27 protein-coding genes are annotated in these 25141 nt (G+C 40.9%); 10 read left to right on the forward strand and 17 right to left on the reverse strand.

Features of this window, described 5'->3' with window-relative positions:
• Nucleotides 1–59 precede the first annotated feature (59 nt).
• From FCN14_RS00865 to FCN14_RS00875, 3 genes are all read right to left on the reverse strand, one after another.
• Nucleotides 60–695, reverse strand: a complete 636-nt coding sequence (locus FCN14_RS00865; RefSeq protein ID WP_138429199.1) for a class I SAM-dependent methyltransferase — start codon at nt 693–695, stop codon at nt 60–62.
• Between the two features lie 10 nt (nt 696–705).
• Nucleotides 706–1626 carry a c-type cytochrome gene (locus tag FCN14_RS00870; protein WP_138429200.1) on the reverse strand — a complete coding sequence of 307 codons (921 nt, stop codon included), beginning with the start codon at nt 1624–1626 and terminating at the stop codon, nt 706–708.
• 155 nt (nt 1627–1781) lie between these two features.
• Entirely contained in the window at nt 1782–2237 is a 456-nt protein-coding gene (locus tag FCN14_RS00875; protein WP_138429201.1) for a hypothetical protein, read from the reverse strand.
• A 259-nt stretch (nt 2238–2496) separates the two neighbouring features.
• Between FCN14_RS00875 and FCN14_RS15655 the strand changes: the two genes are divergently transcribed.
• Nucleotides 2497–2661 (forward strand): hypothetical protein, encoded by a 165-nt coding sequence (locus FCN14_RS15655; protein WP_171032761.1) that lies wholly within the window; start codon nt 2497–2499, stop codon nt 2659–2661.
• 121 nt (nt 2662–2782) lie between these two features.
• On the opposite strand, the gene FCN14_RS00880 is transcribed toward FCN14_RS15655, so the two are convergent.
• The 7 genes from FCN14_RS00880 to FCN14_RS00910 all read right to left on the reverse strand — a co-directional run bounded on the left by FCN14_RS00880 (nt 2783) and on the right by FCN14_RS00910 (nt 7223).
• Nucleotides 2783–3532 carry a hypothetical protein gene (locus FCN14_RS00880; protein WP_138429202.1) on the reverse strand — a complete coding sequence of 250 codons (750 nt, stop codon included), beginning with the start codon at nt 3530–3532 and terminating at the stop codon, nt 2783–2785.
• A gap of 296 nt (nt 3533–3828) precedes the next feature.
• Nucleotides 3829–4185, reverse strand: a complete 357-nt coding sequence (locus FCN14_RS00885; protein WP_138429203.1) for a DsrE family protein — start codon at nt 4183–4185, stop codon at nt 3829–3831.
• A gap of 159 nt (nt 4186–4344) precedes the next feature.
• On the reverse strand, nt 4345–4836 hold the full coding sequence (locus FCN14_RS00890) for a DUF4149 domain-containing protein (RefSeq protein ID WP_138429204.1): 492 nt from the start codon (nt 4834–4836) through the stop codon (nt 4345–4347).
• 35 nt (nt 4837–4871) lie between these two features.
• Nucleotides 4872–5300 carry an OsmC family peroxiredoxin gene (locus tag FCN14_RS00895; RefSeq protein ID WP_138429205.1) on the reverse strand — a complete coding sequence of 143 codons (429 nt, stop codon included), beginning with the start codon at nt 5298–5300 and terminating at the stop codon, nt 4872–4874.
• A 34-nt stretch (nt 5301–5334) separates the two neighbouring features.
• Nucleotides 5335–6438, reverse strand: coding sequence for a DUF8744 domain-containing protein (locus FCN14_RS00900; RefSeq protein ID WP_138429206.1), 1104 nt, complete (start codon nt 6436–6438; stop codon nt 5335–5337).
• Nucleotides 6439–6480: 42 nt separating this feature from the next.
• Nucleotides 6481–6813, reverse strand: a complete 333-nt coding sequence (locus FCN14_RS15980; protein ID WP_138429207.1) for a metal-sulfur cluster assembly factor — start codon at nt 6811–6813, stop codon at nt 6481–6483.
• Between the two features lie 53 nt (nt 6814–6866).
• Complete coding sequence (locus tag FCN14_RS00910) at nt 6867–7223, reverse strand: ferredoxin family protein (RefSeq protein ID WP_138429208.1); 357 nt, start codon at nt 7221–7223, stop codon at nt 6867–6869.
• Between the two features lie 164 nt (nt 7224–7387).
• Between FCN14_RS00910 and FCN14_RS00915 the strand changes: the two genes are divergently transcribed.
• From FCN14_RS00915 to FCN14_RS00940, 6 genes are all read left to right on the forward strand, one after another.
• Nucleotides 7388–8131, forward strand: a complete 744-nt coding sequence (locus tag FCN14_RS00915; RefSeq protein ID WP_138429209.1) for a hypothetical protein — start codon at nt 7388–7390, stop codon at nt 8129–8131.
• 39 nt (nt 8132–8170) lie between these two features.
• The gene (locus tag FCN14_RS00920; RefSeq protein WP_138429210.1) at nt 8171–8800 is read left to right on the forward strand and encodes a helix-turn-helix transcriptional regulator; all 630 of its coding nucleotides are present in this window, start codon (nt 8171–8173) and stop codon (nt 8798–8800) included.
• A gap of 150 nt (nt 8801–8950) precedes the next feature.
• Entirely contained in the window at nt 8951–9694 is a 744-nt protein-coding gene (locus tag FCN14_RS00925) for a DUF2249 domain-containing protein (RefSeq protein ID WP_138429211.1), read from the forward strand.
• Between the two features lie 43 nt (nt 9695–9737).
• The gene (locus FCN14_RS00930) at nt 9738–10826 is read left to right on the forward strand and encodes an NAD(P)/FAD-dependent oxidoreductase (RefSeq protein ID WP_138429212.1); all 1089 of its coding nucleotides are present in this window, start codon (nt 9738–9740) and stop codon (nt 10824–10826) included.
• A 347-nt stretch (nt 10827–11173) separates the two neighbouring features.
• Nucleotides 11174–12415 carry a peptidase U32 family protein gene (locus FCN14_RS00935; protein ID WP_138430675.1) on the forward strand — a complete coding sequence of 414 codons (1242 nt, stop codon included), beginning with the start codon at nt 11174–11176 and terminating at the stop codon, nt 12413–12415.
• On the forward strand, nt 12412–12630 hold the full coding sequence (locus FCN14_RS00940) for a ferredoxin (protein ID WP_138429213.1): 219 nt from the start codon (nt 12412–12414) through the stop codon (nt 12628–12630). Before FCN14_RS00935 ends, FCN14_RS00940 begins: the two co-directional genes overlap by 4 nt.
• Nucleotides 12631–13124: 494 nt before the next feature.
• On the opposite strand, the gene FCN14_RS00945 is transcribed toward FCN14_RS00940, so the two are convergent.
• Nucleotides 13125–14528 carry a PAS domain-containing protein gene (locus FCN14_RS00945; RefSeq protein ID WP_138429214.1) on the reverse strand — a complete coding sequence of 468 codons (1404 nt, stop codon included), beginning with the start codon at nt 14526–14528 and terminating at the stop codon, nt 13125–13127.
• Between the two features lie 246 nt (nt 14529–14774).
• Complete coding sequence (locus FCN14_RS00950; RefSeq protein ID WP_212747540.1) at nt 14775–15812, reverse strand: hotdog domain-containing protein; 1038 nt, start codon at nt 15810–15812, stop codon at nt 14775–14777.
• Nucleotides 15813–16072: 260 nt separating this feature from the next.
• On the opposite strand from FCN14_RS00950, the gene FCN14_RS00955 reads away from it, so the two are divergent.
• From FCN14_RS00955 to FCN14_RS00965, 3 genes are all read left to right on the forward strand, one after another.
• A complete protein-coding gene (locus FCN14_RS00955; protein WP_138429216.1) occupies nt 16073–16501 on the forward strand; it encodes a hypothetical protein in 429 nt (142 codons plus the stop codon).
• A 213-nt stretch (nt 16502–16714) separates the two neighbouring features.
• Nucleotides 16715–17077 (forward strand): STAS domain-containing protein, encoded by a 363-nt coding sequence (locus FCN14_RS00960; RefSeq protein WP_138429217.1) that lies wholly within the window; start codon nt 16715–16717, stop codon nt 17075–17077.
• A gap of 174 nt (nt 17078–17251) precedes the next feature.
• Entirely contained in the window at nt 17252–17572 is a 321-nt protein-coding gene (locus FCN14_RS00965) for a hypothetical protein (protein ID WP_138429218.1), read from the forward strand.
• A 152-nt stretch (nt 17573–17724) separates the two neighbouring features.
• Here FCN14_RS00965 and FCN14_RS00970 read toward each other — a convergent pair whose 3' ends face one another.
• The 5 genes from FCN14_RS00970 to FCN14_RS00990 form a co-directional block, all read right to left on the reverse strand.
• Complete coding sequence (locus FCN14_RS00970; protein WP_138429219.1) at nt 17725–17907, reverse strand: histone H1; 183 nt, start codon at nt 17905–17907, stop codon at nt 17725–17727.
• A gap of 194 nt (nt 17908–18101) precedes the next feature.
• Nucleotides 18102–18767: a hypothetical protein gene (locus FCN14_RS00975; RefSeq protein ID WP_138429220.1), complete on the reverse strand. Its 666-nt coding sequence runs from the start codon at nt 18765–18767 to the stop codon at nt 18102–18104.
• A gap of 22 nt (nt 18768–18789) precedes the next feature.
• Nucleotides 18790–19497, reverse strand: a complete 708-nt coding sequence (locus FCN14_RS00980; protein ID WP_138429221.1) for a cytidine deaminase — start codon at nt 19495–19497, stop codon at nt 18790–18792.
• Complete coding sequence (locus tag FCN14_RS00985; protein WP_138429222.1) at nt 19497–22460, reverse strand: serine hydrolase domain-containing protein; 2964 nt, start codon at nt 22458–22460, stop codon at nt 19497–19499. Before FCN14_RS00985 ends, FCN14_RS00980 begins: the two co-directional genes overlap by 1 nt.
• Nucleotides 22461–22555: 95 nt before the next feature.
• Complete coding sequence (locus FCN14_RS00990; protein WP_138429223.1) at nt 22556–25003, reverse strand: penicillin acylase family protein; 2448 nt, start codon at nt 25001–25003, stop codon at nt 22556–22558.
• Nucleotides 25004–25141 lie beyond the last annotated feature (138 nt).

The raw sequence follows: 25141 nt of genomic DNA on the forward strand, positions 1-25141 counted from the left end.
TGGAGGCAGCCTGAAAAGACATTCCACGTTTTGGGAAAGAACAATGTTTTGTTGCCTTTTTAGTTAGCTGGCTTCACTGCTTCAATTCTTTTAAAAATACCCCCAGCTGTTAACTCTATAACTTGGTTAATATGCCATCCGGCTTTTTTTACGTTATCAACGGTGTTACGAGCAACATGGACCCCAACTAAATAGTGAATAAAAGGATCAAGAAAATCCATCAATGGACCCAGTAGCTGGTTGTCAGATCGCGTATGTTCGATCAGGTGAAGTTTTCCGCCAGCTTTTGTTACCCGTAGTGCTTCTTTTAATCCCTGCACGGGGTTGGGTACCGAGCAGAAGACAAAAGTAGCAACGATGTCGTCAAAGTAGTTATCCGGAAGGGTCAATTGTTGGGCATCCATTTGCTGAAGAGATGCTTGGCTTTTCATATTAGCAGGTAAGAGATCTTTTGCTCTTTTAAGCATGCCCGGAGACAGATCAATAGCGGTAATTTCTTTCTCCGGCGGATAGTAGGCGATGTTTTTCCCGGTACCCACTCCAATTTCTAAAATATTGGAACCATCAATGTCATTCCAAAGTTGGGGTCGCCATTTCTTATACCAAAGTTGTTCTATCGGCCACTCCATAAAATCATACAGCGGAGCAATAACATTATACCGGCTTTGGGTGTGATTACTAGTTCCGGTCTTCATAATTTAAAAGCTACTTTGTCATTAATTCATCTGGACTCCAAGGATGACTGCGGTTTGAATATTTTTTGTCAATAGTTAGAACATCTTGCTGTGTAATTTTTGAAAGATTATCGTCACTTTTTTTACGTAAAAAATTGAGGATAGCGGCAATTTCGGCCCCGCTAAGCCGTGCTTTAAAAGAGGGCATAACTCCGTCGTAGTGTTTGCCTTGTACTTCAACCTCTCCCCGTACTCCATGTAATACGATACGAATAGGGATTGATTTTTCTGCTGTTATCCACTTGGAATTGATTACCGGAGGGTAAACCTTTTCGATGCCCTGACCGTTTTCTCCATGGCAAGAAGCACAATCGCGCACATAAAAGCGGTTACCGTTAAGCTTGGATGGTTTGCTCTGGGCACTGAATGGTATATCGGTAGGTTGGTTTAGTCCCGGTACCATATCTTGCATGCGTTTGAAATGATCTGCCATTTTTTTATTCATCAGTGCCAACTCTTCCTGTCCATATTGTTGATGCAATTTCTGCATTTGGCTGTACATATCCCTCATCTGCTGATACCATTCTCCAGCCCTGTGATTTTCCATATGCATGCGCATATGGCCCATCTGCATTTTTTGATCGTGTATTTTTCTTTGCTGGTGGGTAGCCATCATACGTTGGTGGTTGGTCCCCATCCGGCGATGCATTTTCTGAGTCTGAAGTGATAAGTGACGGATATTAGGAGGCAGGGTATCGTTGTGGGCAGCATATTTATCCATCAACTGTTGGTGTTGGGCAGATATGGTTTCAAAGATATCAGTTAATTGTTTCTGCTCATCCTTGCTCATCTGGTTTGTTGTGTCCGAACCACAGGATGAAAGTAATAAAACCATTATCATGAAAAAGGGCAGTGTGTATAATGTTGAACGCTTAGTTATAGGTAAATTCATAAAAAATATATATGTGTACAATTACTGCTTTATATTCTTTTTATTTTCTATGTCACCGTTTGGCAAACTCTTTTGGCATTTCACACTACAACGTTATCTGCCTAATGTCTAACTACGTTATTAAGATTGAGGAATCATTCAAAAATAATTGAATTTTATTGGCGATTTTTTTTGCCATTCATCATCCCTTTTTGATGCATCATATTTTCTTTCATCATCATCTGTATGCACATTTTATGCATGGGCATCATTTCACGCATTTTTTTGTTGCCCATCATATTCTCCATATTGTTGCCTTGCATCATTGATTGCATCATCTGCATGTGGGTTTCCATGCGTTTTTTCATTTCGGGATTATCCATCATCATCTTTTTCATATTAGCCATACCCATAGTACTGTCCATATTCATCGAACGCATCATATGCCGCATCATCTGTTGACGCATTTGAGGATGCTGGGCCATATGGGTCATTATCATTGTGCGCATGGTGGAGTCCTCCATCATTTGCATCATCTGCTGTTTCTTCATCGGCATTTTATCTTGTTGCTGGGCAGTAGTGGTTGCTACCACAAATAGAATAGCGATACATGTGAGGATAAATTGTTTCATGATAAATACCTATTTGGTTTTATTTATGAAAAGTGTATTTGTCGCTTCCTCTGTAATGTACAAAGAGCGCCTTAAAGTAAGCTTAAATATTCATAAGCATTTGTGGGTGATTACATTATCGGTGATGAGGGGGGTTAGAGATAGCCTTACGAATTTTAGAAGCTTATCACTGACTGGAGAAAAGTAATATTATTAGCTGCTATATACTGCTTCAGTGTTTTAGAAATGCCGAGAGATAAACGGTCTTTTAGCATTTATAATGGGTTTAAATGCTTTTTGGGTTTTTGACAATGGAGAACTTTTCCCATTCCGCATAACTTATGTATATATATCAACTGGGCATCGGGTAGCTGTTCCCCAACGTTGGAAAGGGTACGAAGAGTCAGATGAAATTCGGATTGAAAATACCCAAGAGCTTCTTTGATAGAAGAAAAAAGTTGAATATAGTATGCGGCTCTTCCTTTGAAAGAGTAGATAGAAAAATTCATGGAGGCCTGAATTTAGTTCAGGCCTCATGAATTATTTTATTAATAGTTATGCATCGTTTATTCCATTTGGGTACCCAGCTCCGGGCGGTGCATTCGTAAAGTCTCATCAATGGATTCTATTGACATGATACTGTCATCAAACCATACATCCCAACTTTGTTTTCCATGTTGATCCTCATATCTAGAACGGAAGTTTCCTTGTTCATCAAAGTCAGCTAATCCATTTTTAAGACCTCCCACAATGGCGATTTGGTCGGGATTATCAAACCATCTCGTATATACATTGTAGTTATTTGTGTAGTCTTCACTTTCTTTGTTGGTTTCGTGCCAATCTTCCAACGTTCTCCAGAAACGGGCAAATTCTCCAGGTTTAATAGATAGAACTGTAACGATAGATTTTTCTATCTCCCCTTCAATAGGATTCAGCTCAAACTTGGGTATTCTTCGCCAATATTGAGGCTCTGATATCTTCTCACAAAGTGGTAGTACCTCCTCTAACCAATGTTTGTCGTGGTCCTGGCTGGTTTCTCTGGCTTCCCACTCCGTCCAAGTATGTGGCCCCATAACTACTCCATAATAACCAGCGAATTTTCCCGTCATGTGGTAAGAAACAAAAACGGGATAGTCGCTGTGGTATTTATTATTATGCTCTTTTAAAGCATCTTCAAATACCTGTATTTTATCAATTTGAGGCTTTAAAAAATCTACAATGTAGATCTCATTTTTTTGTTTTTCCTCTTCTTGTCCTAAAGCAGTTGATGTAAGTAGTATTACAAAAACCCCTAACAATATACCTAACCTTTTCATAGCTCCCTCCATTATTTATTGATAAGTAAATATAAAACAACATGTTAGGAGTTTACTAATAATTCTTAATATTAAAAAGAGATCCCATGTTTATTTTGTAATAAAAAATTGGCTTTGGGGGCTCTAGCTGTCATAAAGATGGCAGTTTTCTAGTTAGAGGACATCTTCGCAAAAACTCTCTGAGCCCTTCATCCGAAAACTGGATGGAATCATGATAAAATACGTTTAAATATTAATTACAGTATAAATAGTGTTTAATTAATATTTATTATCATGCATATTACTAGAGTAGGATGTTAGAACGTCACTATTTGATATCCATCAGCAATGAAATTTCGCAAACTTGGGTGCTGATCATATTCATCGAGGAGATCAATATCTGTTTTTTTAATCTCTTTGAAGACTTCAAAAGCTTTTGCACAAAAACGACAGGCTCCATGTATGTTAGCTTTTACAGCTTTGTATAATGGATGAGCATCGTGGTTTTCATCTTCAAGCTCGGGGATCCATTCGGTTCCAGCTCCGTCAAATATAAGTTTCACTTCTTCATTATGGTCTTGAAGCTCCTTAGTTAGTTCCAGGGCATTGACGACGCGACCAAGTGATTCATGAGAATCTGTTCCTGCCAGTACTACTACAGCTACTTTTATCATATTATTATGCTTTTTTCCTATTTTACTTCATACTCTTGACAACAAAGCAATCGTTTTTCTTACGATATTATACTGTGCTGAGCTAATTAGTACCTAATAAAGGCAGAGCATCATACCGGGATGAGTAGGCGCAAGATAGATTGAGCAGAAGCTACTATATTATCCCCGCAGCAGTCGCATGGCGTAATACAAAATTGTCAGACCAAGAACTAAGTTTAGGCGTCCCAACCAGCTTGATAGTTTACGCATCTTTTGTGTTTTATTGTTTTTGGGATCACTGTCCATAAGTTCTACCGCCTTGGGACCGGCATAGAAATCGTGGATTCCACTGACAATAAGTATGAGTGCAAAAATGTGTAGCTTGATAAACAGGTATCCTCCAAAAACATTCGTCCAAAAAGAAGGATCCAAGAGCTGACTTACTGTATGCCCACGGGTTAGTAAATTGGTGATGCCCGTGATGATTAGTACTAAAAATAAAGCCCATGAGATGCGGCTGAATTTTTTACCAACTACCGCAAAGAAGGCTCCTTTTTTATTCTTTAATAATGGTTTTCTGCTAACAGGAACCAATACACCAGCCGTAAATAGCATGCCGCCAATCCAAAAAATTGCTGAAATAATATGGATGTAAACCGATAAGTAGTACATGATATCGTAGTTAGGCTAGCAGTTCAGGAGTTTAATTATAGCAGTTCTGCTTCAAGAGATATATCAGTAACGGAAAGAGCTTTTGAAACCGGGCACTCGGCCTTTGCCCCTTCGGCATATTTAAGAAATTCTGTAATATCAATATTCGGCACATCCGCTGTGCATTGTAGTTTAATTGCTGAAATTGCAGCTCCATTATTGGTAACTTCAAAAATAACCTCTGCTTTAGTGTTAACCTTTTTAGGATTATAGTTTGCCTTGGCAAGGGTATCGGAGAGAGCCATGGAATAGCAACCGGCGTGTGCTGCAGCGATAAGTTCTTCAGGATTCGAACCTAGTCCATCTTCAAATTGTGAGGCATACGAATAGTTTTCGTTAAAAGTCGTCCCATTAACAATTTTCATTGAACCTTCTCCATCTTGAAAATTGCCATTCCATTGGGCTTCTGATTTTCTTACAGGCATTGTAGAAAAAAAATAGTTTTGAATTTAAAATTGACTAATGATTTCTATTGGGAAACGGTTTTTTTGTTTTAATAAATAGCTGAAATACTACTCCTCCCAAGAAAAGAATAATTGCCAGCACATTACCGTAACTGCCGATCTTTCGTAACGAAGGGAGCATCGCAAAATCGCCAATAATGCGTAGTGCCAAGAAGGCGTGTAATAAGATAAGGGGGAAGTAAAAATAATTATGATAAGGGACAAGCCGTCCCGAGAGCGATGGAATAATAACCGAAGCGTGAGCAAAAATCATACTAAAAATAAAGCCCACGAATATCATATGCAGCAGGCCATCATAAAAAGGACCGGCGGTTAAAAAGCCCTGCCACAAGCCAAATAGGCCCGTTATAATCAGCCAACTGTATCCCGACAGTAAACTGATAGCGCTGTAGCGTGTCCATTCTACAGATTTAATCGTACGTTTAGCAATATCATATTTAAAAAGCCATAAGGCGATAGCAATAAGCAGAACTGAACTGATGCGCCAGCCCAGAGGACGGGTAAAATGAACCAGAACCAGCGATGCAATCCATAAAATGTTTAGTGCAGTAAAGAAGTGTTGGGCTCGTTTTGGGGGACGCATAATTCGATTTAGTTCCAGCCGTTCGCCAAAGATGGTAAGCATCGGGAAGGCAGCCCACCAACCTACAAGCTCATAGATATGCCATCCCCAGAGATACAGCAGGTTTCCAGTCAGCAGGCTAAGTGCTCCGAGGGCCATAATGAGGTGATAGACTTTAGGCTGGAGAAAATAGAGATAAGTCATAACTCCGGCCAATCCCAGCGCCCCCATAACCATCAACCATTGAGCTGTTTCTGCATGACCTATTAATCCAAAAATTGTTGACGCAGCCATTAGTATCGGGGCTACATATGCCCATTTTTTTTCAAGGGCTGCTGCCCGTTCAAGCCCAATTAAGGTCCCAAGAAAACCATTAATCATTAGGGGGCCATGGGAGAGGGGAGATATCGATTGGGTAGATAAATGGTGGAATATGCCAAGGCGAAGGAGTCCTGCATAAAGTCCCGTTAACAAGCCAAAAGCAGCAAAGGCAAGTAGTCCAATTAGAATGTATGTGGGAGTTCTGGAGGAGCTCATTATTATCTAATTAATTAGGGATAATAGGGGACAAGATTGCCATCAACTATCGTTCACCTGTGGTGGGGGATGCCCGAAAAAATCAACACCATTTTCGATCATCTCTACCGACCATTCCGGTTCCCAGACAAGACGAGCTTCATAATTTTCAAAAGTATCTACAGTGGCTAATGCCGCCTCGATCTGCTGCTGTAGGTACCGTCGCATAGGGCAACCCGGTGTAGTAGCAGTATATTCAACAACCAATGTTCCGTCTTCGGCAAAAATGTTATAAACCAGGCCCAAATCCACAATATTGACACCCAGCTCCGGGTCAATCACCTCTCTGAGTTGTTGAACAATGTTGCCTCGGTCTATGGAGTAGAAAGTTAGCATGTTAAAAATTTAATCATTTCTATTCGTAAAAGTTGTAACAGGTCGTATGAAAACTAATCAACAGCTACCGCATCATCCCAGCTCTTAATTAATGCATCTCGTTTGTTGTCACGATCGCTCCAGGCATCAACCTCGGGCAGGGGATCTTTTTCCTGGTTGATGATGTGGTCGGCCCAAGCCTCTGAGAGCTGTTCATTCAGGTCAATATACCCTTCCCATTCCAAGGGGACCTCATCATCGGGATAAATAGCCTCTTCGGGACATTCTGCCACACAGGCATCACAGTCGATGCATTCAAAAGGGTCAATGACTAGAAAGTTTGGCCCTTCCCGAAAGGCATCCACCGGACAGACAGCCGCACAGTTAGTATGTTTGCATTGGACACAGGGTTCGGTAACAACATAAGCCATTTTGCTAAAAAATCAGTTTTTTTGGTGATTCTATCCAAATGTAGGAGTCCCCAAATTTAATATCAACCATAAAAACGGTTTTAACCTTTTTTATTGATTCGTCTAAAAATCATCAATATCTTAAGTATGGATTGAAACAAATAATCACTTTGACATTTTTTATTATGAATACTAATCAATCCTGTGCCGGGTTAACACCGGAAGCTACTATTGCAGAAATAACAAATTCGAACAAGCAAGCTGCCGAACTTTTGGCTTCAATAGGGCTATCGTTAACCAAACATGAGGAAGAAACATTACGCTCTGTTTGTGAGAAACAGCAGTGGTGCGAAGTTGAAGTATTAGAGTGGATGAAAAATCACCGTGCTATGAGAAATCGTCAACAACTACCAGTACCGGGTGAAGAGGAATCCCTAAAAAAGTGGAAATCCTATATGGAAAATAGTTTTATCAGCCCTTGTACAGCGGTAATGGAAGAACTTGGAGAAGATTTTCCCCAAGTTTATCAAAAACATATTGATGAATATCCTTGGCTCAAAGAGGTAAAAGAAGCTTTTTTATCCTTCTCAGAAACAATCAAGCTGTATCATACATTTCAGGAAAAGAAGTTTATGCCCCTTGCTATACGTTTAGATGAAGGCCGAAAAGCAAATATCAGCCATGGTATCGTGCGTCAACTTCAACGATCTTTTTCTATCCTTGCTAAAGATCGTGATCGGTTGCAACATCTGATGAATAGTCTCCGCAGGCAGGGACAGCAGTTTCAAAATCCTGATGATGCCAGCACATTATTGAAGATGCAAAATAAAAATTTTAAAATTTTGTTCGGTAACATTGAGAAACAGTTTTCCTTTGAAAAAGATCAGCTGATACCGCGTATCAAAAGTGAAATTAAAGCAAAGCAGTAGGTCCTAACCTCTAAAAATAACATTTTAACAATAACTGCTATGGTTTCTGGTTCAAAAAAAGAAATAATTGACTTAGTAAAGCGAAAGGGAACACTCTCCATTGATGAGGCAGTAAGCCAGATTGAACTGGCCAAAACAACCCTTCGCGAACACTTCCTGCAGCTCGAAAGCGATGGCTATGTAGAACGCGAATATGTACGCTCCGGACCGGGTCGCCCCAGCTTACATTATCAGCTCACTCCCAAAGGCAACAGCTTGTTTCCATCCTCCGAATCGGTATTAATTCGTGATATCATTAAATACCTGAAAGACAACGGCAATGAAGAGGTCGTTGAAGATTTTTTTGAGGAGTTTTGGCAGAAACGGTTTGATACAGCCAGGGACCGCATGGATCAATCGTCGGCCGGTGATATGGAGTCGAAACTACAAGTGTTAATGGCAATGCTTGAAGAGGAGGGTTTTATGCCGGAGTTTGATCTTGATACCCAAGAAGGGAAAGTTGAGATCAAAGAGTGTAACTGTCCCTTTAGTGAAGTTATTAAAGAAACACGATTGCCTTGCCAGCTCGAAGAGATGTTTTACAAAAAGCTGTTCAATGAAGCGGCAGAGCGCACCACTTTTATTGCCGAAGGTGATCATGCTTGCACCTACGATATTTCTATTGATTAAACTTCGCAATAAGCGTGAAAATGTGGGGAATAAAACTTTTAGTAATAATAAGATAAAATAGTATTAAATACGATAGTAGGTATAGCCTGTAAATGAACGTTAAAACTAAGTTTGGATTAGACCTGCTCAAATATCAAAATGAACAATGTTATGCTACAAACAGAAGAACTAGACGTGCGATCACTCATTCCCATTAAACGACATGAAAAGCTGTTGAAGCTATTTAAAGAGTTGCCCGTCGGAGAGAGCTTTGTATTTATCAACGATCATGATCCCAAGCCGTTATACTATGAATTTCGTTCCATTTATGGGGATGTCGTCGGATGGGAATACTTGCAACGTGACCCCGAAGAGTGGAAAGTGAGGGTAACGCGAACACAGTCCTCGGAGGCCCGCGATACCGAAGGTGTTTCAACCCTGTTGGATCTACGTAAGGCAGATGATAAAGAAGGAAAGTATGCGGTATTCCATCGCTACAGTATGATGCTGAAAGGAGACACTATGGAGATTATTGCTGATAAAGATCCAGAAGTGATCCGAAAGATATTTAAGAATAAATTTGAGGGTGAATATGACTGGAGCTACCAAAAGGATCTGCCCGGAGAATATGTAGTTCACGTTACTAAGCGGGAAGAAAGTGACAGTACGGCCGGGGATATTACCGTCGTCAATAAATTTGATGTGCGCCCACACCCGCCTGCAAAACGTCACGACTTGGTATTTGATGCTTTTGATGAGCTAAAGCCGGGCGAAGCTTTTGTGTTTATTAATGATCATGATCCCAAACCGCTGTACTATCAACTTGAGGCTGAAAGTGAGGATCCCTTTAAGTGGGAATATCTTTCTACCATGCCCAAAGAGTGGACGGTAAAAGTGATGAAAACAGAAGAGTAAGCTAGATTTTAAAACAAAATTAAGATACAGTTAATAAGTATTTATGAGTGATTTTTATGCAGTAGTATTTGGTGCGGGGATCTGTGGTACCGCCATAGCTAATGAGTTAAATAAAGCTGGAAAAAAGGTGTTGCTGATTGATCCCCATGTATCTGAGGATGCTCCCGGTCCACCGGCTGGGTTGGTAAATCCGGCTACGGGTATGCGTGCTAAGCTGTGCTGGAATGCTAAGGACTGCTATGAAGCATTACGCAATCAGATAGAAACACTAATGGACTATTCGGGCCGTGATGATCTGGTATCTGACAGTGGGGTGCTTCGTCCGGCAATTAACGAAAAGCTGGCTAAAAATTTTAAGAAGGCACTGGATAAATACGAGTGGCCCGAAGGCTGGGTACGTTGGATGGAGGAAGAAGAGATCGAGGAACTTAATCCCCAAATAGCATCCAATCTTGGGGGACTTTACCTGGAATGTGGCTATACCGTCTATGTAGATAACTATTTGAATACTTATCGAACGTATCTGCGCGAGCAGGGTGTAGCATGTAGATACGAGGAGGCCGATTATCAGTATGACGGTTCCGCAGGGCAGTTTATGATACAGATAGGGGATGATGAACGTACGGCAGAGCACGTGGTTGTTGCGGCAGGTTACCGTACGCCTGAATTCAAGGAGTGGGCAGGTCTACCGTTGGAAGGGGTAAAAGGACAAATCGTGCAGTTCGAGGCTGAAGAGGATCTGAAGTGGGGACATGCGGTTTCTGCCAAAGGCTATTGTATGCGACGTGGCAAGCGAAAGCTGATTGTCGGTTCCACCTATGAGCACCATTTTGATTCACTGGAAACCACGGAGGAAGCCTATAAGCGTATTGCCGGTAAACTGGATATTATGTTTGAAGATGTTTCTTCGAAGGTTACAAAGCAGGTACAGATGGCCGGAGTCCGCGTAACAACTCCGAACCGACTACCGGTGATCGGGCGTCATCCTAATAATGATAAGATGTGCATCTATACCGGCATGAACTCCAAGGGATTACTGTATTCACATTATGGGGCTTCACTTTTGACGGATCATCTTGTTGATGGAAAAGAGATTCCTGAGGAACTGGATGTTCATCGGTTTGAAGGGTAGGACAAGGCAGTTTACTGAAACCGGTGTTCGGATTGAAAGCGTGGCCAATACCAAGGGATGTTAGCTATGGTTGATCGTTGATTATCCCTCATAATCTTTTTTCGAAGAGGGGAAAGTTGATATGTATGCCGTTCTTGCAGATCAACTTTTTTAAGATCTGTGGATGAAAACTCATTTTCTGTTTAACACCATAGCAGGAATTATCCGGATAAAAATTAATTACAAATATTTAATATAAAAGACTCCTAAATATTTTATATTTGGCTTCTCAGGAAACTGCAATAATAAACATTTACAAAGGATAACAGCTTTTGCTCATGCGCATATCTACCACATCTGAGAAGACTATGGAAACCCGATATCCCGAAATAATGGCTCCGGCGGGCAGCTGGGCATCGCTCCGTGCGGCCCTGCAGGGGGGAGCTGATTCGATCTATTTTGGCATCGAACAGCTCAATATGCGAGCAAGAGCCTCAAATAATTTTACACTCGAAGACCTGCCGGAAATCGCCTCTCTCACCAAGGAACAAGGGGTAAAAACGTATTTAACACTGAATACTGTGCTCTATGATCACGATCTTCCGCTAATGCGTCGTATTGTAGATGGGGCCAAAGAGGCGGGAATTACCGCTATTATCGCAGCTGATCAATCGGCCATATCATATGCTTACAAGCAAGATGTAGAAGTACATATTTCAACGCAGGCGAATATCTCGAATATTGAGATGGTAGAGTTTTACAGCCACTTTGCAGATGTAATGGTGCTGGCCCGTGAGTTGAGCCTGGGACAGGTTCAAAACATTGTAGAAGGTATTGAAGAACGGCAGATTATTGGTCCCTCGGGAGAATTGGTAGAGATTGAGGTCTTTGCCCACGGCGCGCTTTGTATGGCAGTTTCGGGTAAATGTTATCTAAGCTTGCATGCTTATAATTCATCGGCCAACAGGGGGGCGTGCAAGCAAAATTGTCGTCATTCGTACAGAGTAACCAGTGATGATGGCAACGAGCTGGAAATTGATAATGAGTATATCATGTCTCCCAAGGATCTGTGCACTATCGATTTTTTAGATCAGCTGCTGGGTGCCGGTATACAAGTATTGAAGTTAGAAGGACGTGGGCGTTCACCGGAATATGTTAAAACGGTAACCCGATGCTATCGCGAAGCGGCACGAGCGGTGGTAAATGATGAATACACGCCGGAAAAGGTGGATCGCTGGATACAGGATCTTCGAGACGTATATAATCGTGGTTTCTGGAATGGCTACTACTTGGGACAACGCCTCGGTGAGTGGAGTAAAGTCCATGGTTCTGCGGCTGAAAAAGAGAAAACTTTTATTGGCAAAGTGTTGCACTATTACCCCAAGGCAGAAGTGGCCCATGTCCGGATAAAAACCAAAGAGCTAAGCCTAGATGATGATATCCTGATCATCGGGAAGAAAACCGGGGTAGCTGAACCGAATATTAAATCAATATGGGTGGATGATCAGCCGGTTGAAAAAACGGTGCAGGGACAAGAATGTACCCTGAAAATTGATGCAGAGGTGCGTGAAGGAGATAAAGTGTATCTCTGGGAGGATCGGGACCAATGAAAATTACATTCTTCAGATCAAAATGTATTGGCTGTAATTACTGCGTAGAAGCCTGGCCGGAACGCTGGCAGATGTCGAAACGCGATGGCAAATGTGTACTTATTGGCGGTAAGAAAAAAGGGCAGGTATACCGGGCCGATGTGGGTGAATATGAACGAAAATACAATCAGCGAGCGGCCGAAGCCTGCCCGGTAGACATTATCCGTATAGATTAGCTGATCAATAGGTTAGTCAAGTAGTTTTGTAAATAGCCAGAAAGCCTCTATTTGTTGCGGTTAATTTACGATGAGCGTTGTTATTTGCCCTTCTTTGGTGAGGGTTCTATGCTTCAAGCTATAAAAAGTTCCTGCTTAGCGATACCCTGCATAATCTAGGGTGAAGAGACTTAGAATATACCGATGAAAAGGTAGAACGATTAATCTGATAGCTAAGCATCAATGGTGTTAAAGATGTGTTTGAGGCTGTACCAAATAATTAATGAAGGTATCTATTCTCTAAATAACTAAGGAGTGATCAATCTCTTGCAGATAGCAGTCGGTAACGGTTCCAAGAGGGATTGTAGATACTTATTCCATCCTTAAGACCTATCTTCTGTAATCTTGGGAGCCCTCTGCCCATTGGTAAAAGGGCGGGAGGATTGGCCGGTTACTTCTTCTAATATCCACATTATTTATGTATTCAGATTTATATTGAGTTTTATACAGTCACATCATGTCGTTACTGCATTTTTTATAATCGCTTCATTTCCCAGTTGTTCCGTTATCTGTTTGAGGGATCTGTTACTAGCTGCATAGAACTTATTATGTGATTTACTTTCAAGAATATGATTCGCTAACGATTCGACACGTTTCTGGGCAGAATCGATTTCTTTAAGTAGCTCCTTGAAAGTGGTGGAAAAGCCGTTTGCGGATTTTTTGAGTCGTGCAATTTCAATTTTGCCGGTATTATGCACAAACCGAAGCACTTTTAAGAATCGCTCGATATCTTGTACGTCATGATCCAATTCGTTCAGATAAGAGGGAACCTGTTTAAGGGAGTGATTAGTTTTGGTAACATAAGGAAGGAAAGAATCCTGGAGTAATGAAACGATGTCTTGGGGTGAAAGCTCAGAGAATGAATATGAGTTAGTATCCGAGCTATAAACTTCATTCGCATAATAGTTCGTTGTTTCTGTCATCAGTTTAGATGAAATAATATCAAACGAAAGACGATTTAATAGATCTTGAAGTTGAGATATAGTCACTTGCATATGCTCTAAAAAGTCTTCCCCTTTAACAGCTTGTTCTCCCATCTTTTGGGCAACAACAGAGAGTGAGATATCATCTTGATCCAACCGGGAGGAACCTATCTGAGCATTGATAGATAATAGGAAAATGGTTCGGGCTAGTTCCAGAATGAAGCCTGAATTTTCATTAAGGGTAGTCTGTAAGCTTTTTAGATTATCCAGATGTTTGAAAAGCTTGTAAAGCAGGTCATTGAGTTCAAGCATTTGCTTAGGTATGGTACTGTTTTGGTAGGTCGACCGAAATTCATTTTTGTCCAGATGGTTTTGCCTGTTTTTCATCTCAGCCTCAAGGGCACTCCACATGAAGCTTTCATAGCTTTCAAAACCAAGGTCATCAATTTTTTGTAATAAAAACTCTTCAGCCTGCTGCATGGCCGTTTTCTTGTCGGTCTTTTTCTCTTGTTGTTTTTCGTATAGTAAAGTTTGGTCATACAATGCCTGGACAGTAGTAAACATGACGCTGCCCGGTTTTAGTCGTATCGAGAGGTATCCCTCCTCGCAGGGGAATGCAAGGGCCATGACCCAATAATATGAGCCATCCTTGGCAAGGTTTTTGACATAAGCGGCAACGGGTTTATCATTTAATAAAAAGTTCCAAAATATATTAAAGACGGCCCGGGGCATATCGGGATGACGAATCAGTTTATGCAGCACACCGATTAACTCTTCTTCCTCATACCCGCTGATACGTATAAAAACATCGTTGGCAAAGGTGATATGCGATTTTTTATCCGTTATGGAAAAGAATAGCTCGTGATATTCAAACGGACGTTCTTTATTGGTTGGAGTAGGTTGCTTAAAATCTTTAATCCTTTTAAGAGCTGCCATAAAATATCATGTTTAATAATTAATATAATGACAGGGGAAGAATAATCAATAATTCTTAAATAGAGAGAAGATATTTTTAATAATTATGCCATTATTGTTGACTAACACCCATACTTATATCTTATACCTAATAATTACATCCCCTTTTTTTTAACCGCTTAAATAACCTGGTATTACATAGTTTATCGGGATAAGAATGTAAGGCTTAAGATATATTAGAGAATCCTAAAGTTTAGGAAATGCAAATTAATGGGTGTTTTCCAAGTGCTCTTTTCGGCGGCGGTGGGCTTTCAAATATCGTTCGTCTTCAGCGTAGGTCGTGGGATATACTTTGGGTACTGGTTGGGGTTGCATATTCTCATCAACATTCACGAAGGTAAACACACAGGTGTTTGAAAGAGCCTTGGTCACTTTATCGAGGCTGGTACGCTCAATGTTAATCTCTATGCTGATGGATGTATTGCCAGTATAGACGATACGGCTGGTAAAATCGAGTTTGTCACCAATACGAATAGGTTGTAAAAAATTGATGCGGTTAACGCGTACAAAGACCGGACGGTGGGGAGCAATCTCCTCGGCATGCATGAGGGCCAGCTCAAAAGCCCGTCGTATTACATAGCCCCCAAAAATTTTCTTGGGCACATTTTCATGATCAGGATACATCCGCTCCATATTACTTTTTACCAAGTTGCCGGCCAGCATACCATCAAATTTTTTTTCTTCCTGTGCATGATGTAATTGACGCAGAAGCTGGAACTCATCCTTACTGGGGGGGTCCTGCAGGGCATCCATCTGTTCTTTGTAAGCTTGGCGTCGCTCAATAGCGGCGTTGTAACGTTCCTTTTCTATGGGGCTTTCGTATTCCAAAGGAGGGATAGGCAGACTTTCGGCATTATTGCCTTCACCAATACGGCTAACCATAGTAAAATAACAAGAGGCCAGTGAGTGTTCCGCATTTTTATCCTGATCAACCCGGATTCCTACCTCCATAGAGGTGCGACCTACATAATTAATTCTGGCACGCATATATACATCTTTCGTTATTTCTGCCGGGACATGAAGTGCAATATCATCTACAGCAGCAGTGACAACTCGAGCTTTGGGTTCATACTGGTGTACATAGTGTAATGCAATATCCTCAGCCAGCTTATCAAGTTTCTCCAGTAATCGTCCCCATCGCATATTCCCAACAATATCTTGGTCTACAATCATAAACCTGCGACGAAGTTTTAGATCGGTACTGAAGGGAAGGGTACGTTTGATAGAGGTATCAATGGGGCGCATAATGGGGGAATTTTTAATAGTTCAAATAAGATGAAAAATAGCAATTTGTAACCAGATTGAAAGATAAAATATTCCAATTTTGATAAGCTGCTTTAGCATATTTCAGACGCCGAAAATAGTAGCAGCCAGAAGGTTATCTTTGTTTTGGCTTGTAAAAGAATCTCAGAGGGGTATCCCCAAAACAGTAGGGGTTTCCGTTGCTTGGGCAGTTTCTTATTATTGAAGCAATCAAATAACTTACCCTAAAAATTATCGATTTTATGTATACAGGATTTTTGCATTTACATTCCGGGCTGGCTTACCTTGTTCTGGCAATTTTAGTCGTAGTTTTTCTTTATGTACTTATCAACTTTCTAAATAAGAAGCCTTTTACTGAGACCGTGCGTAAAAGTGCACTTGTCGGTCTTATTGCAGCACACATCCAGCTTTTGGTAGGCTTGGTACTTTATTTTATATCTCCCAATGGACTTTCTAACTTTTCGGGCGAAGCGATGGGGGATTCAATGGCTAGGTTATTAATGTTGGAGCATCCCTTAATGATGATACTGGGTATTGCTTTAATAACTATTGGATATTCCAAGTCGAAGAAGGCTACCGAAGATACAGCAAGCTATAAGAAAGTGCTCATCTTTTATGGCCTTGGTCTACTGTTTGTCTTATCTCGTATTCCATGGTCTACGTGGTTCTAAATATATATATTCCTTAGCGACTGAGGTATCATAATGGTATCTCAGTTGAGGGATTATGTTCTTTAGTCGTATTATCAAGCAGTAGTGTACCTTTCTCCTTTTATAATCGTATGAGTTATCTAATCCTTAATTCGCATTAATAGTTAAGTCTTTTATATTAATCACACTTTAAGGGTGGGAATTTATAAATCTAAACGAACTGATATTGGTATTATGAAATATTCGATAGATGAACGGTATAATTGTGTAGTAATTGAGTTTAGTGGAAATTTAAGAGGAGGCCCGGATGCCAATAAGTTTAATGAAGATCTTCATGAATTGATTGACGAGGGAAAAAAAGAAATTGTTGCAGATCTCAGTAGCGTTAAGTTCATGAACTCTTCAGGGCTTGGTATCTTAATTGGCGGTATGACTACCATGCGAAATGCAGGAGGAGATCTTAGAATTGCCGGTGCAAATCAACGGATTGAGAGTCTGCTCATGATTACCAAGTTGATAACAGTGTTTAAAAGTTATCGAACTGTTGAAGAGGCTGTTGAATCTTACCAAGAAGAGGAAGTAAGAGAGGAGGAATAGGATTAAGATGTACAGAGCTGATAAGTAAGTTTGGCCTCAATATTTAACATTTTCCCCTTGGCATCTCAAATTGTTGGAAGGAACAAATAATTACTTTCAACTCAATATTATTTTGTCCAAATTTAGGGGAATCATTTTTAGATTTAGAAAATATTAGTAACAAACACATTTTTTATGACACAGGAAGAAATCAATAAAGGAAGCCGGCTGATAGAAGGTATCATGGGTAGTACCATAAAAATTAAGCAGGATGATGTAAAAGATATCCCACTGGCGTTTCTACAGCCAGAAGATATGAAATTTCACGCATCCTGGAAGTGGCTTATGCCTGTGGTTGTTAAAATTGAAAATGATATGGGGCACACTGTCATTATTAAGGGCACTTCATGTGAAGTGATAACCGATGAAGGTACCTCATATAGTGCAGAAGAGGATACAAAATTAGAAGCAGTATGGCAGGCGATCGTAAATTTCCTTGATGCCGAACATAGTTAATTAAACAGCCTTTTAAATATTATTATAAAGCGACTTGGAAAAATCCAGGTCGCTTTTTTTATGGGTAAATACAAGGTTTCTAAAAAAGCGGAAATAAAAAAAGGGATGTTTCCTTAAAGAAACATCCCTTTTGTGAAAAACTCTTAGGGTTGTTAAACCTTCCCAGTATTTTTCCACTCTTGGATTTCCATACGGATTTCCTGTGCTTTTTTCTTCATTGCCTGAAGAGTTTTACGTGCACGGGTACCCGCAGCTTTATTTCCTTTGTCGTAAAACTTATTAATGTCTGGTTCTAGCTGATCTAACAATTCGCTCATTTCATCGAATCGGCTCATTATATAACTCCGTTTGATTAATATTTGAGATTTAAAAAACTTTTTTCGATGCGCTGTCTTTTAACATCGAATGGTCGAATCTATGTATATGGAAGTGCCGTGTCAAGTAAAAAAAGCCCTTTTTAACATATTAGGTAGGTTTTTCCTGTTTTGGATGTGTATTTTTACATTTCCATACTAATTAGCTCTCAATTTTACAAAGAGCTTTTTATAGCAATGCTGTGGCTTAATTTCGGTAATTGGTTGAAATCTCGTGCTGAAGTAAGCCGCACAGATTGCTCAAAATTTGAAAATTCATCCGGAATCCGTTTTTCTCGGAAGTCATCTTCCATTGTATTCCACTGAATTTGTTCGGGTGTTGCCTCATTGGTAAATATTTCAGCCTCATCATCTTTTGAAAATAGAAACAGCTCATCGACTTTCAATTCTTCTCCTAAAAAAGAAATCAGTCTTGGTAGTTCAACGACAGTGGAACTTTCTGTTTCAATATTATAAACAAGTGTTGAAAGTAATAATACCGATTGTTCGGGTAGGGAATTTAAAAAGGAATGATCCAGTGAAAGCTTATCCTCTTTCAGAGTTATCATCTTTCGTTGACTGGGATTTATCCCTACCGTTGAGACGCCTTGGTCGGCAAAAAGGGCAACCAGCCTATTATTGAGATCTTTGACACTACGAACTTTGGCTTCTTTGCTCATAACGCCTGTTTGAATAATACGCTGAGTATATTCACTGTCGCCGTGTACAATAATAGAGCGCAGTTTTTTTTCACCCTGTTGTTGGGATAGGGAACGGGCCAATGAGGTTAGAAAAACACCGTTGTCAAGGTGATCGTAATCAAGTGCTGCGAGATACTGCATGAAAATATAGAGTTAAAGAAAGTTATCGATTGCTAAGTGTTGATGATCGAAAGCTATGTGGCAAAAGATCTTGCCCGAAATGAACTGATTTTGAGTTATCGGCATGATGAAGATAGACCTGTTTTTGAGGCATGTGCTCTATAATTACCTGTCGACATGATCCGCAGGGACTGCTAAATTCACCGTCTCGTGTGTGGATGTGGAGTCGGTTAAGGTTCTGAGCCCCATAGGAAAGCGCTTTGCCTATAGCAACGCGTTCGGCACACAATCCCATACTCCAACTACTGCATTCGATGTTAACTCCGCTAAAAAAGCCTATTTCCGTTTCCAAGATTGCTGCTACCGGGAAGTCCGATTCGCCCACCACTGCTTTAGCCAGAAGTTTTTGTAACGTTTTTTCTATGGGTGTATGCTCTTGGAGCACTATATTTGGAAAGCGGACATCAGTCCATTTGTTTTGTTCTTGGGTAGTAACAGCAACATCGAATTCTTCTTCCCAGAAAGAAAGCAGTGTCTTCTCAGTATTTGGAGCCCACACTTTCTCGGGCGTCTCGCCTTCACTGATACAGCAAAACAGGGCATTTTGTATTGCACTGATACTTAGGGGATACGATATATTTTCTATACGGCATCCCGGGTAATAACGGCCAGTTGTACTTTTGGCAACAGCAATATTCGGGTTGTCAGAGTAAGGAACGTACGAATGTGCAGTTAGATCAGAAATATTCATTATTCAATAATTGATGATACTACCGCGTCGGCTACACGGGCTCTGATTTCGCTAATGTTTTTGCCAAATGAGCGGTGCGGATAGGTACGATTTGTTAAGATGATGATGGCCAAATTTCTTTCGGGATCAATCCAGTAACTGGTTCCGGTAAAGCCGGTATGGCCAAACGTTTTATCACTGGTCAGCGATCCTGCTGTACTAAAACCGTTGCTTTTGCGATCGAACCCATACCCGCGATTCAAATGGGATGATTGTCGGCTTGTATATGTGTTAATGGTCTCAGATTTTAGATACTCTTTTCCTGCATATGAGCCCCCATTGAGTAACATCTGGCAATATATTGCTAGGTCACTGGCCGTGGAAAAGAGCCCGGCATGTCCGGCAACACCTTCCAGGTAATAAGCACGTTCATCATGCACTTCACCCTTCATTGTCTTCATACGATAGGTCGTATCGATTTCTGTGGGTGGAATTCGTTTATTGACCCAATGGTTGTATCGTTTGGGATTAAAGAAGGTGCTGTTCATCCCTAAGGGATAATAGAGTTTCTTTTGCACATATTTATTGAGTGGCATCCCTGTTACTTCTTCAACGATCTCTCCGAGCAGGATAAAACCGAGATCGCTATACTCATATTTGGTACCCGTATTATAAACAAGGGGTTCATTCTTAACGGCTTCGATAATTCTTGATTCTGATTTTAAAGAATCAATATAAACCCGAAAGGCGGGCAAGCCTGAATTATGGAGCAGTAAGTTTCGAATTGTAATATTTTTTTTCTGACCTTTTGTAAACTCCGGAATGTAATTTCCAACCTTGTCATCAATAGAAATAATGCCTTCTTCCACCAACTTCATAATAGCCGGTGTTGTTGCTGTCACTTTCGTTAGCGAGGCCAGGTCATAAATCGCATCTTCTTTGACAGGAGTTAGTTTCTTGTAAGTTTGGTAGCCAAAACCTTCCTGGTAGGCAATAACTCCATTCTTAACAACAGTAATCACACCGCCGGGAAAGGTCGAGTCGAATATAGCCTCATTCATTATCGTTTCCAGTTGTTGTAGAGAATCTCGGGATAGCTCCACTACTTCCGGAGCATCTGCTCGCAGGGTCGTTTGGGGCAGGGTGAGGCCGTGGTTGATTTCATACATACCTGGTATTTTAATGGGTAATCGTCCATTGATCTCAGAACCTCCAAAAAGTGCAGGTACCGCACTTTTAACCTGTCCTCTATTTGCTGACCATGCCATAAGTTGTGCATCTGTTTCGGGCAAGTCTTGTACGATATAGGGATTGCCAAAGGCAACAAGTACTGATGGCGTATCTTTATAAAGTTTCTTTAAAAAAGTGAGATGCTCTTTACTTAGCTGTACCTTTTCTGCCGAGCGTACATAAATAAATGACCCTATAATCAGCAGGTCGGCTTCTTTGGCATCTTGCAGCATCTCCGACATTTCGGCTTCACTGGTTCTTTTATCAAGCACATGAGAGCTAACATCTGGATGGTAATCTTTGATTTGCGAAACCAAGCCGTCGCCGGCACTTCCTGATTCATCGTCAGCTACAGATACGACCGTTACTTTTGGATATTTGGCTGCCCTGAGTGGTAAAATATCGTTCTTATTTTTAAGCAATGTGAGTGATTTTCGACTGATTTCTTCAGCAATGAGTTCATGATCACGGTTACTTATTTTACTGCTAAGGCTATTGATATCGATCTGTCTTTTTTCAAATAGGCCATGCTTTTTCTTCCAGCGCAGTAGTTTTCGAACAGATCTATCAATGCGAGACTCTTGTAACTTCCCTTTATGGACGGCAGTTTTAACTTCATTAATGGCTGTTAGTTCATCTGGACTTAGCAGCATCATATCTACACCAGCATTGAGAGCTTTAATGACAGCTTCTCCGGGAGAGAAATGACTGGCTATCCCCTTCATCTCAAGACCATCGGTGACAACCATACCCCTAAACCGCAGACTGTCTATGAGAATCTGATTAAGAACAGTAGAGTCCATTGTGGCAGGTAAGTTTTTTTGTGTACTTACGTTGGGGAAAGAGATATGCGCACTCATGATACTATTGATTCCTTCGCCTACAGCAGAACGAAAGGGCAGGAGTTCGACCGAGTCAAGGCGTGCAAAATCAGAGGTTATAACGGGCAGTGAAAGATGAGAATCCGTATCGGTATCTCCATGGCCGGGAAAGTGTTTGGCTGTAGAAACAATCCCTTCGGACTGTACACCTTGAACAAATCGATCTCCATACTTTGCTACGGTGTCAGGATCACCGGAAAAAGAACGAACATTAATGACTGGATTATTGGGATTATTATTAACATCGAGAACAGGGGCAAAAATTTGGTTTACACCTAATGCTTTTGCCTCTTGGGCCGTGACCTTACCCATCCAGTAGGCATAGTCGGTATTCTGTGTAGCGGCTACAGCCATGGCCGGTGGAAATCGCGTAGCTCCATCAACACGCATAGCAGCCCCATATTCCATATCTTGGGTAATCCATAGGGGAATTTTACTCCTCCTTTGTAACTTGTTAGTGAGTATAGTTTGCCCATATATATCACCATTGAAGAATATCACTCCTCCGATATGGTGGTCCCGAATCTGGCGAATTAATCGTTTGTAACTAGCATCATCATCATTTTTGAAATAACCGTAGGCACGAACGAAGAATAGTTGTCCGATTTTTTCTTCCAGGCTGAGGGTTTGGAGCAGTGAGTCGACCTTGATATTGTTAGCCGATAATATATTTCTAGACGGTATTTCTGTTGTATCCGATTTTTTAAAAGAGTTAATATTAGTAAGCACACTGGGTTGTTCAACAGAGGACTTTCTATCGGTTTTGGCAGTGGTTTGTTGGCTGTGGGAGCAGCTTTGGGTGGATAGAAAGGCTACAATCAGAATGATAATAGTATTGTATAGGTGCTGCTGCTTTTTTGATATACAGGACATGAGTCGTTCGAACCTAAATAGTTTTATTATAAAAGTGGATGCAACATAGTTGAATGTATAAAGTGAATCAATACCAGAGCGGTTTACTTTTTAGATCATTGGTTAGTGGGCATCAGTTTCATGGTTTTATATTGACTTTCTTTGAGCATGGTACTGTCTTGGTATAAAAATTTATACTGTCCATTTAGCCAACTATCGGTTTGATCACCATAGTATTGGGATAAGGGGTTTTCCGATTGTCCGCTTGGTAGGATAGAGAAGGTCCGAGTCATATCAGATAGGTCGACTACCCGGCGAATAGAGGGACCTAATATCATTTCAAAAGGATCATTCCAGCTATATTCGCCATTGTTGATGGTCATATCATGGCCGTAAACGGCATGAGGGCCGGAACTAAAAAGGTTGTTGACAATAAGTTTAAGGGAGGTGGAAGCATTAGGTGATTCGGCGGCACGTCCAAATAATGGGGGCTCCAATGTGATGGTATGCAGCTGTTCCCAACGCCACTCAAAAGGTTCTTCGCCAAACTCACCTTTTAGATATTGAACGGCTTGGCTCATGCTTTTGGTTATTATCTGATCAGCTGTTTCTGTGGTATCCGGTGTATTTATATTATCAAAAAATGGACTTTGGTTATTCAGCAAATAAAGAATAGAACGTTCGGGCAGTGCAGAAAATTTAATAAAGTTTTTATAGATCGCGGTTGTCATCTCATCCTCATAAATATTTCTACTTAAACGCAGCAAAAAGACATCCATTATCGAAGCAGCAGTTTCTGAGGGCCCATACGAATAGTCCCAGTTTTCGAGATATGAGATAACGGTGGTAAAGTCATACTCCTTACTATTTTTTAAAATGGGAAGAATGATTTGGGTAATGTCACGGGCATACAGAGAGTAAGAGTCATTTTGCATCTGTTGAAATGCTTCTGCCGATAATGAAATATCTTGGTTCAAATATTGCCGAATACGGTCATATCGTGCATCAGGTTCCCAGTAGATCGATAAGTAATAAGGATACTCTTCACCTACAGGGGGGTTGTTGGCATTGGCAACCCATCCTCGTTCAGGATTGATCTGTGAAGGCATTTCGTTATAGGGGACAAATCCTTGCCAATCTTGAGAAGGTTTCCATCCTTTACGTAAAAGTAGTGGGCTTTCATTACGGATCGGGATGTTAGCTGAGGCAATGCGTGCAATATTACCGGCTGTATCAGCATAAATAAAATGTTGACCGGGCACTTTGAAATTTTGTGCTCCCTGTTGAAATTCCTCAAAATTTGTTGCCCAGTTCATTGTAAGGAGTGCTCCAATTTCATTGGTGATCTCCTGACCTGTCCAGCGCATCGTAATAACGCGGTCATCGATATATTTTTGTTCAGGAAAGACCTTTGAGACCACGGGACCATGTTGTGTGAGGCGGCGTGTAAAGAGCGTATCATCCTCGTTTTTAACTTTCATTACTTCTTTCTGAAGCTCAAAATTTTTGTACACGGGCTCCCCGGCCAGTGAATCAAGTAGGTATTGATTGGGATTTTGGGGATGTATAGCTTCTTGAAAGAAGTCGGTGTCATCCAGCATAATATTGGTTAAAGACCAGGAAAGGTGGTCGTTTTGACCTAGTACAACTATCGGGGCACCCGGCAGGGTTGCACCTGATAAGTTTTGGTCGTTAACATTCAGGTGGGCTTCATACCATTTTCCCGGCATATTAAGTCCCAGATGTGGATCACCGGCCAGAAGAGGATAGTCCGTTGCCGATTTTTTTGCACTTACCGCCCATGCATTACTACCTACAGAGCTACCCTCGGTGCCCATGAGTTGATTGAGCTGTTCATTTTTTTGTACGAGAGGTATCAGGGCTTTGGCCCACTGGTGAGAACTATTAAGAGAGCTATGTTGTGCAGTTAAATTTTTGTTTGGGAGTAGATCTGAAAATTTTTGAGGGTCCAGGTGTTGAGCCAAATAGGCATAGGTAAGCTCTGATTTCCATGCAAGGTTTAACTCCCAGGCCATTAACCTTGCCAATGCAATTGAATGGGTAACAGTCCATTTTATGGGAGACATATCTACCAGGGTAAATTGTATGGGTAAGCTTTTAGGGTGTGTTTTTACGTAGTTATTTACCCCATCGGCATATGCTTGTAGCAGTTGTCGGGTTGAATCGGCCAGTGTTGATTCGATTCTTTGGGCAATACGCCAGAAGCCGATAGTGCGCTGTAACTTATCATATTCTAAAAGATCCTTACCCAGAAATTCAGCAAATCGACCTTCAGCGGCCATCTGGGATACGGTCATCTGCCAAAGGCGATCTTGTGCATGGGCATAGCCCAGACTGTAGTAAAGATCGTGCTTGTTATCAGCATAGATATGAGGAACACCATGCGAATCCCAATGGATGTTAACTTCTTCCCGGAGGGTGGGTTGCTCAATAGAGGTTTGATAGTCGGGCAGTGGGCGGTAGAAGGTCCAGTATACGGCAATACCACTAATTCCCGTTATGAGAATTATAATGAAAAGAAGCGCACGAAAAAGTGTTTTCATAGTTGCTGATATTGTTGATAGTCACCCAAGAATGTAGCAAACATAGTAATTAATCTATAGGGGATATAATAGCTTTTCAGAGGGTTGCAGTTTTAGGAGGAAAGAGAGCTAAAAATGTTGTCGTTCTTAACATTGAAA

The organism is Fodinibius saliphilus (assembly GCF_005869845.1).
Lineage (GTDB): Bacteria > Bacteroidota > Rhodothermia > Balneolales > Balneolaceae > Fodinibius > Fodinibius saliphilus.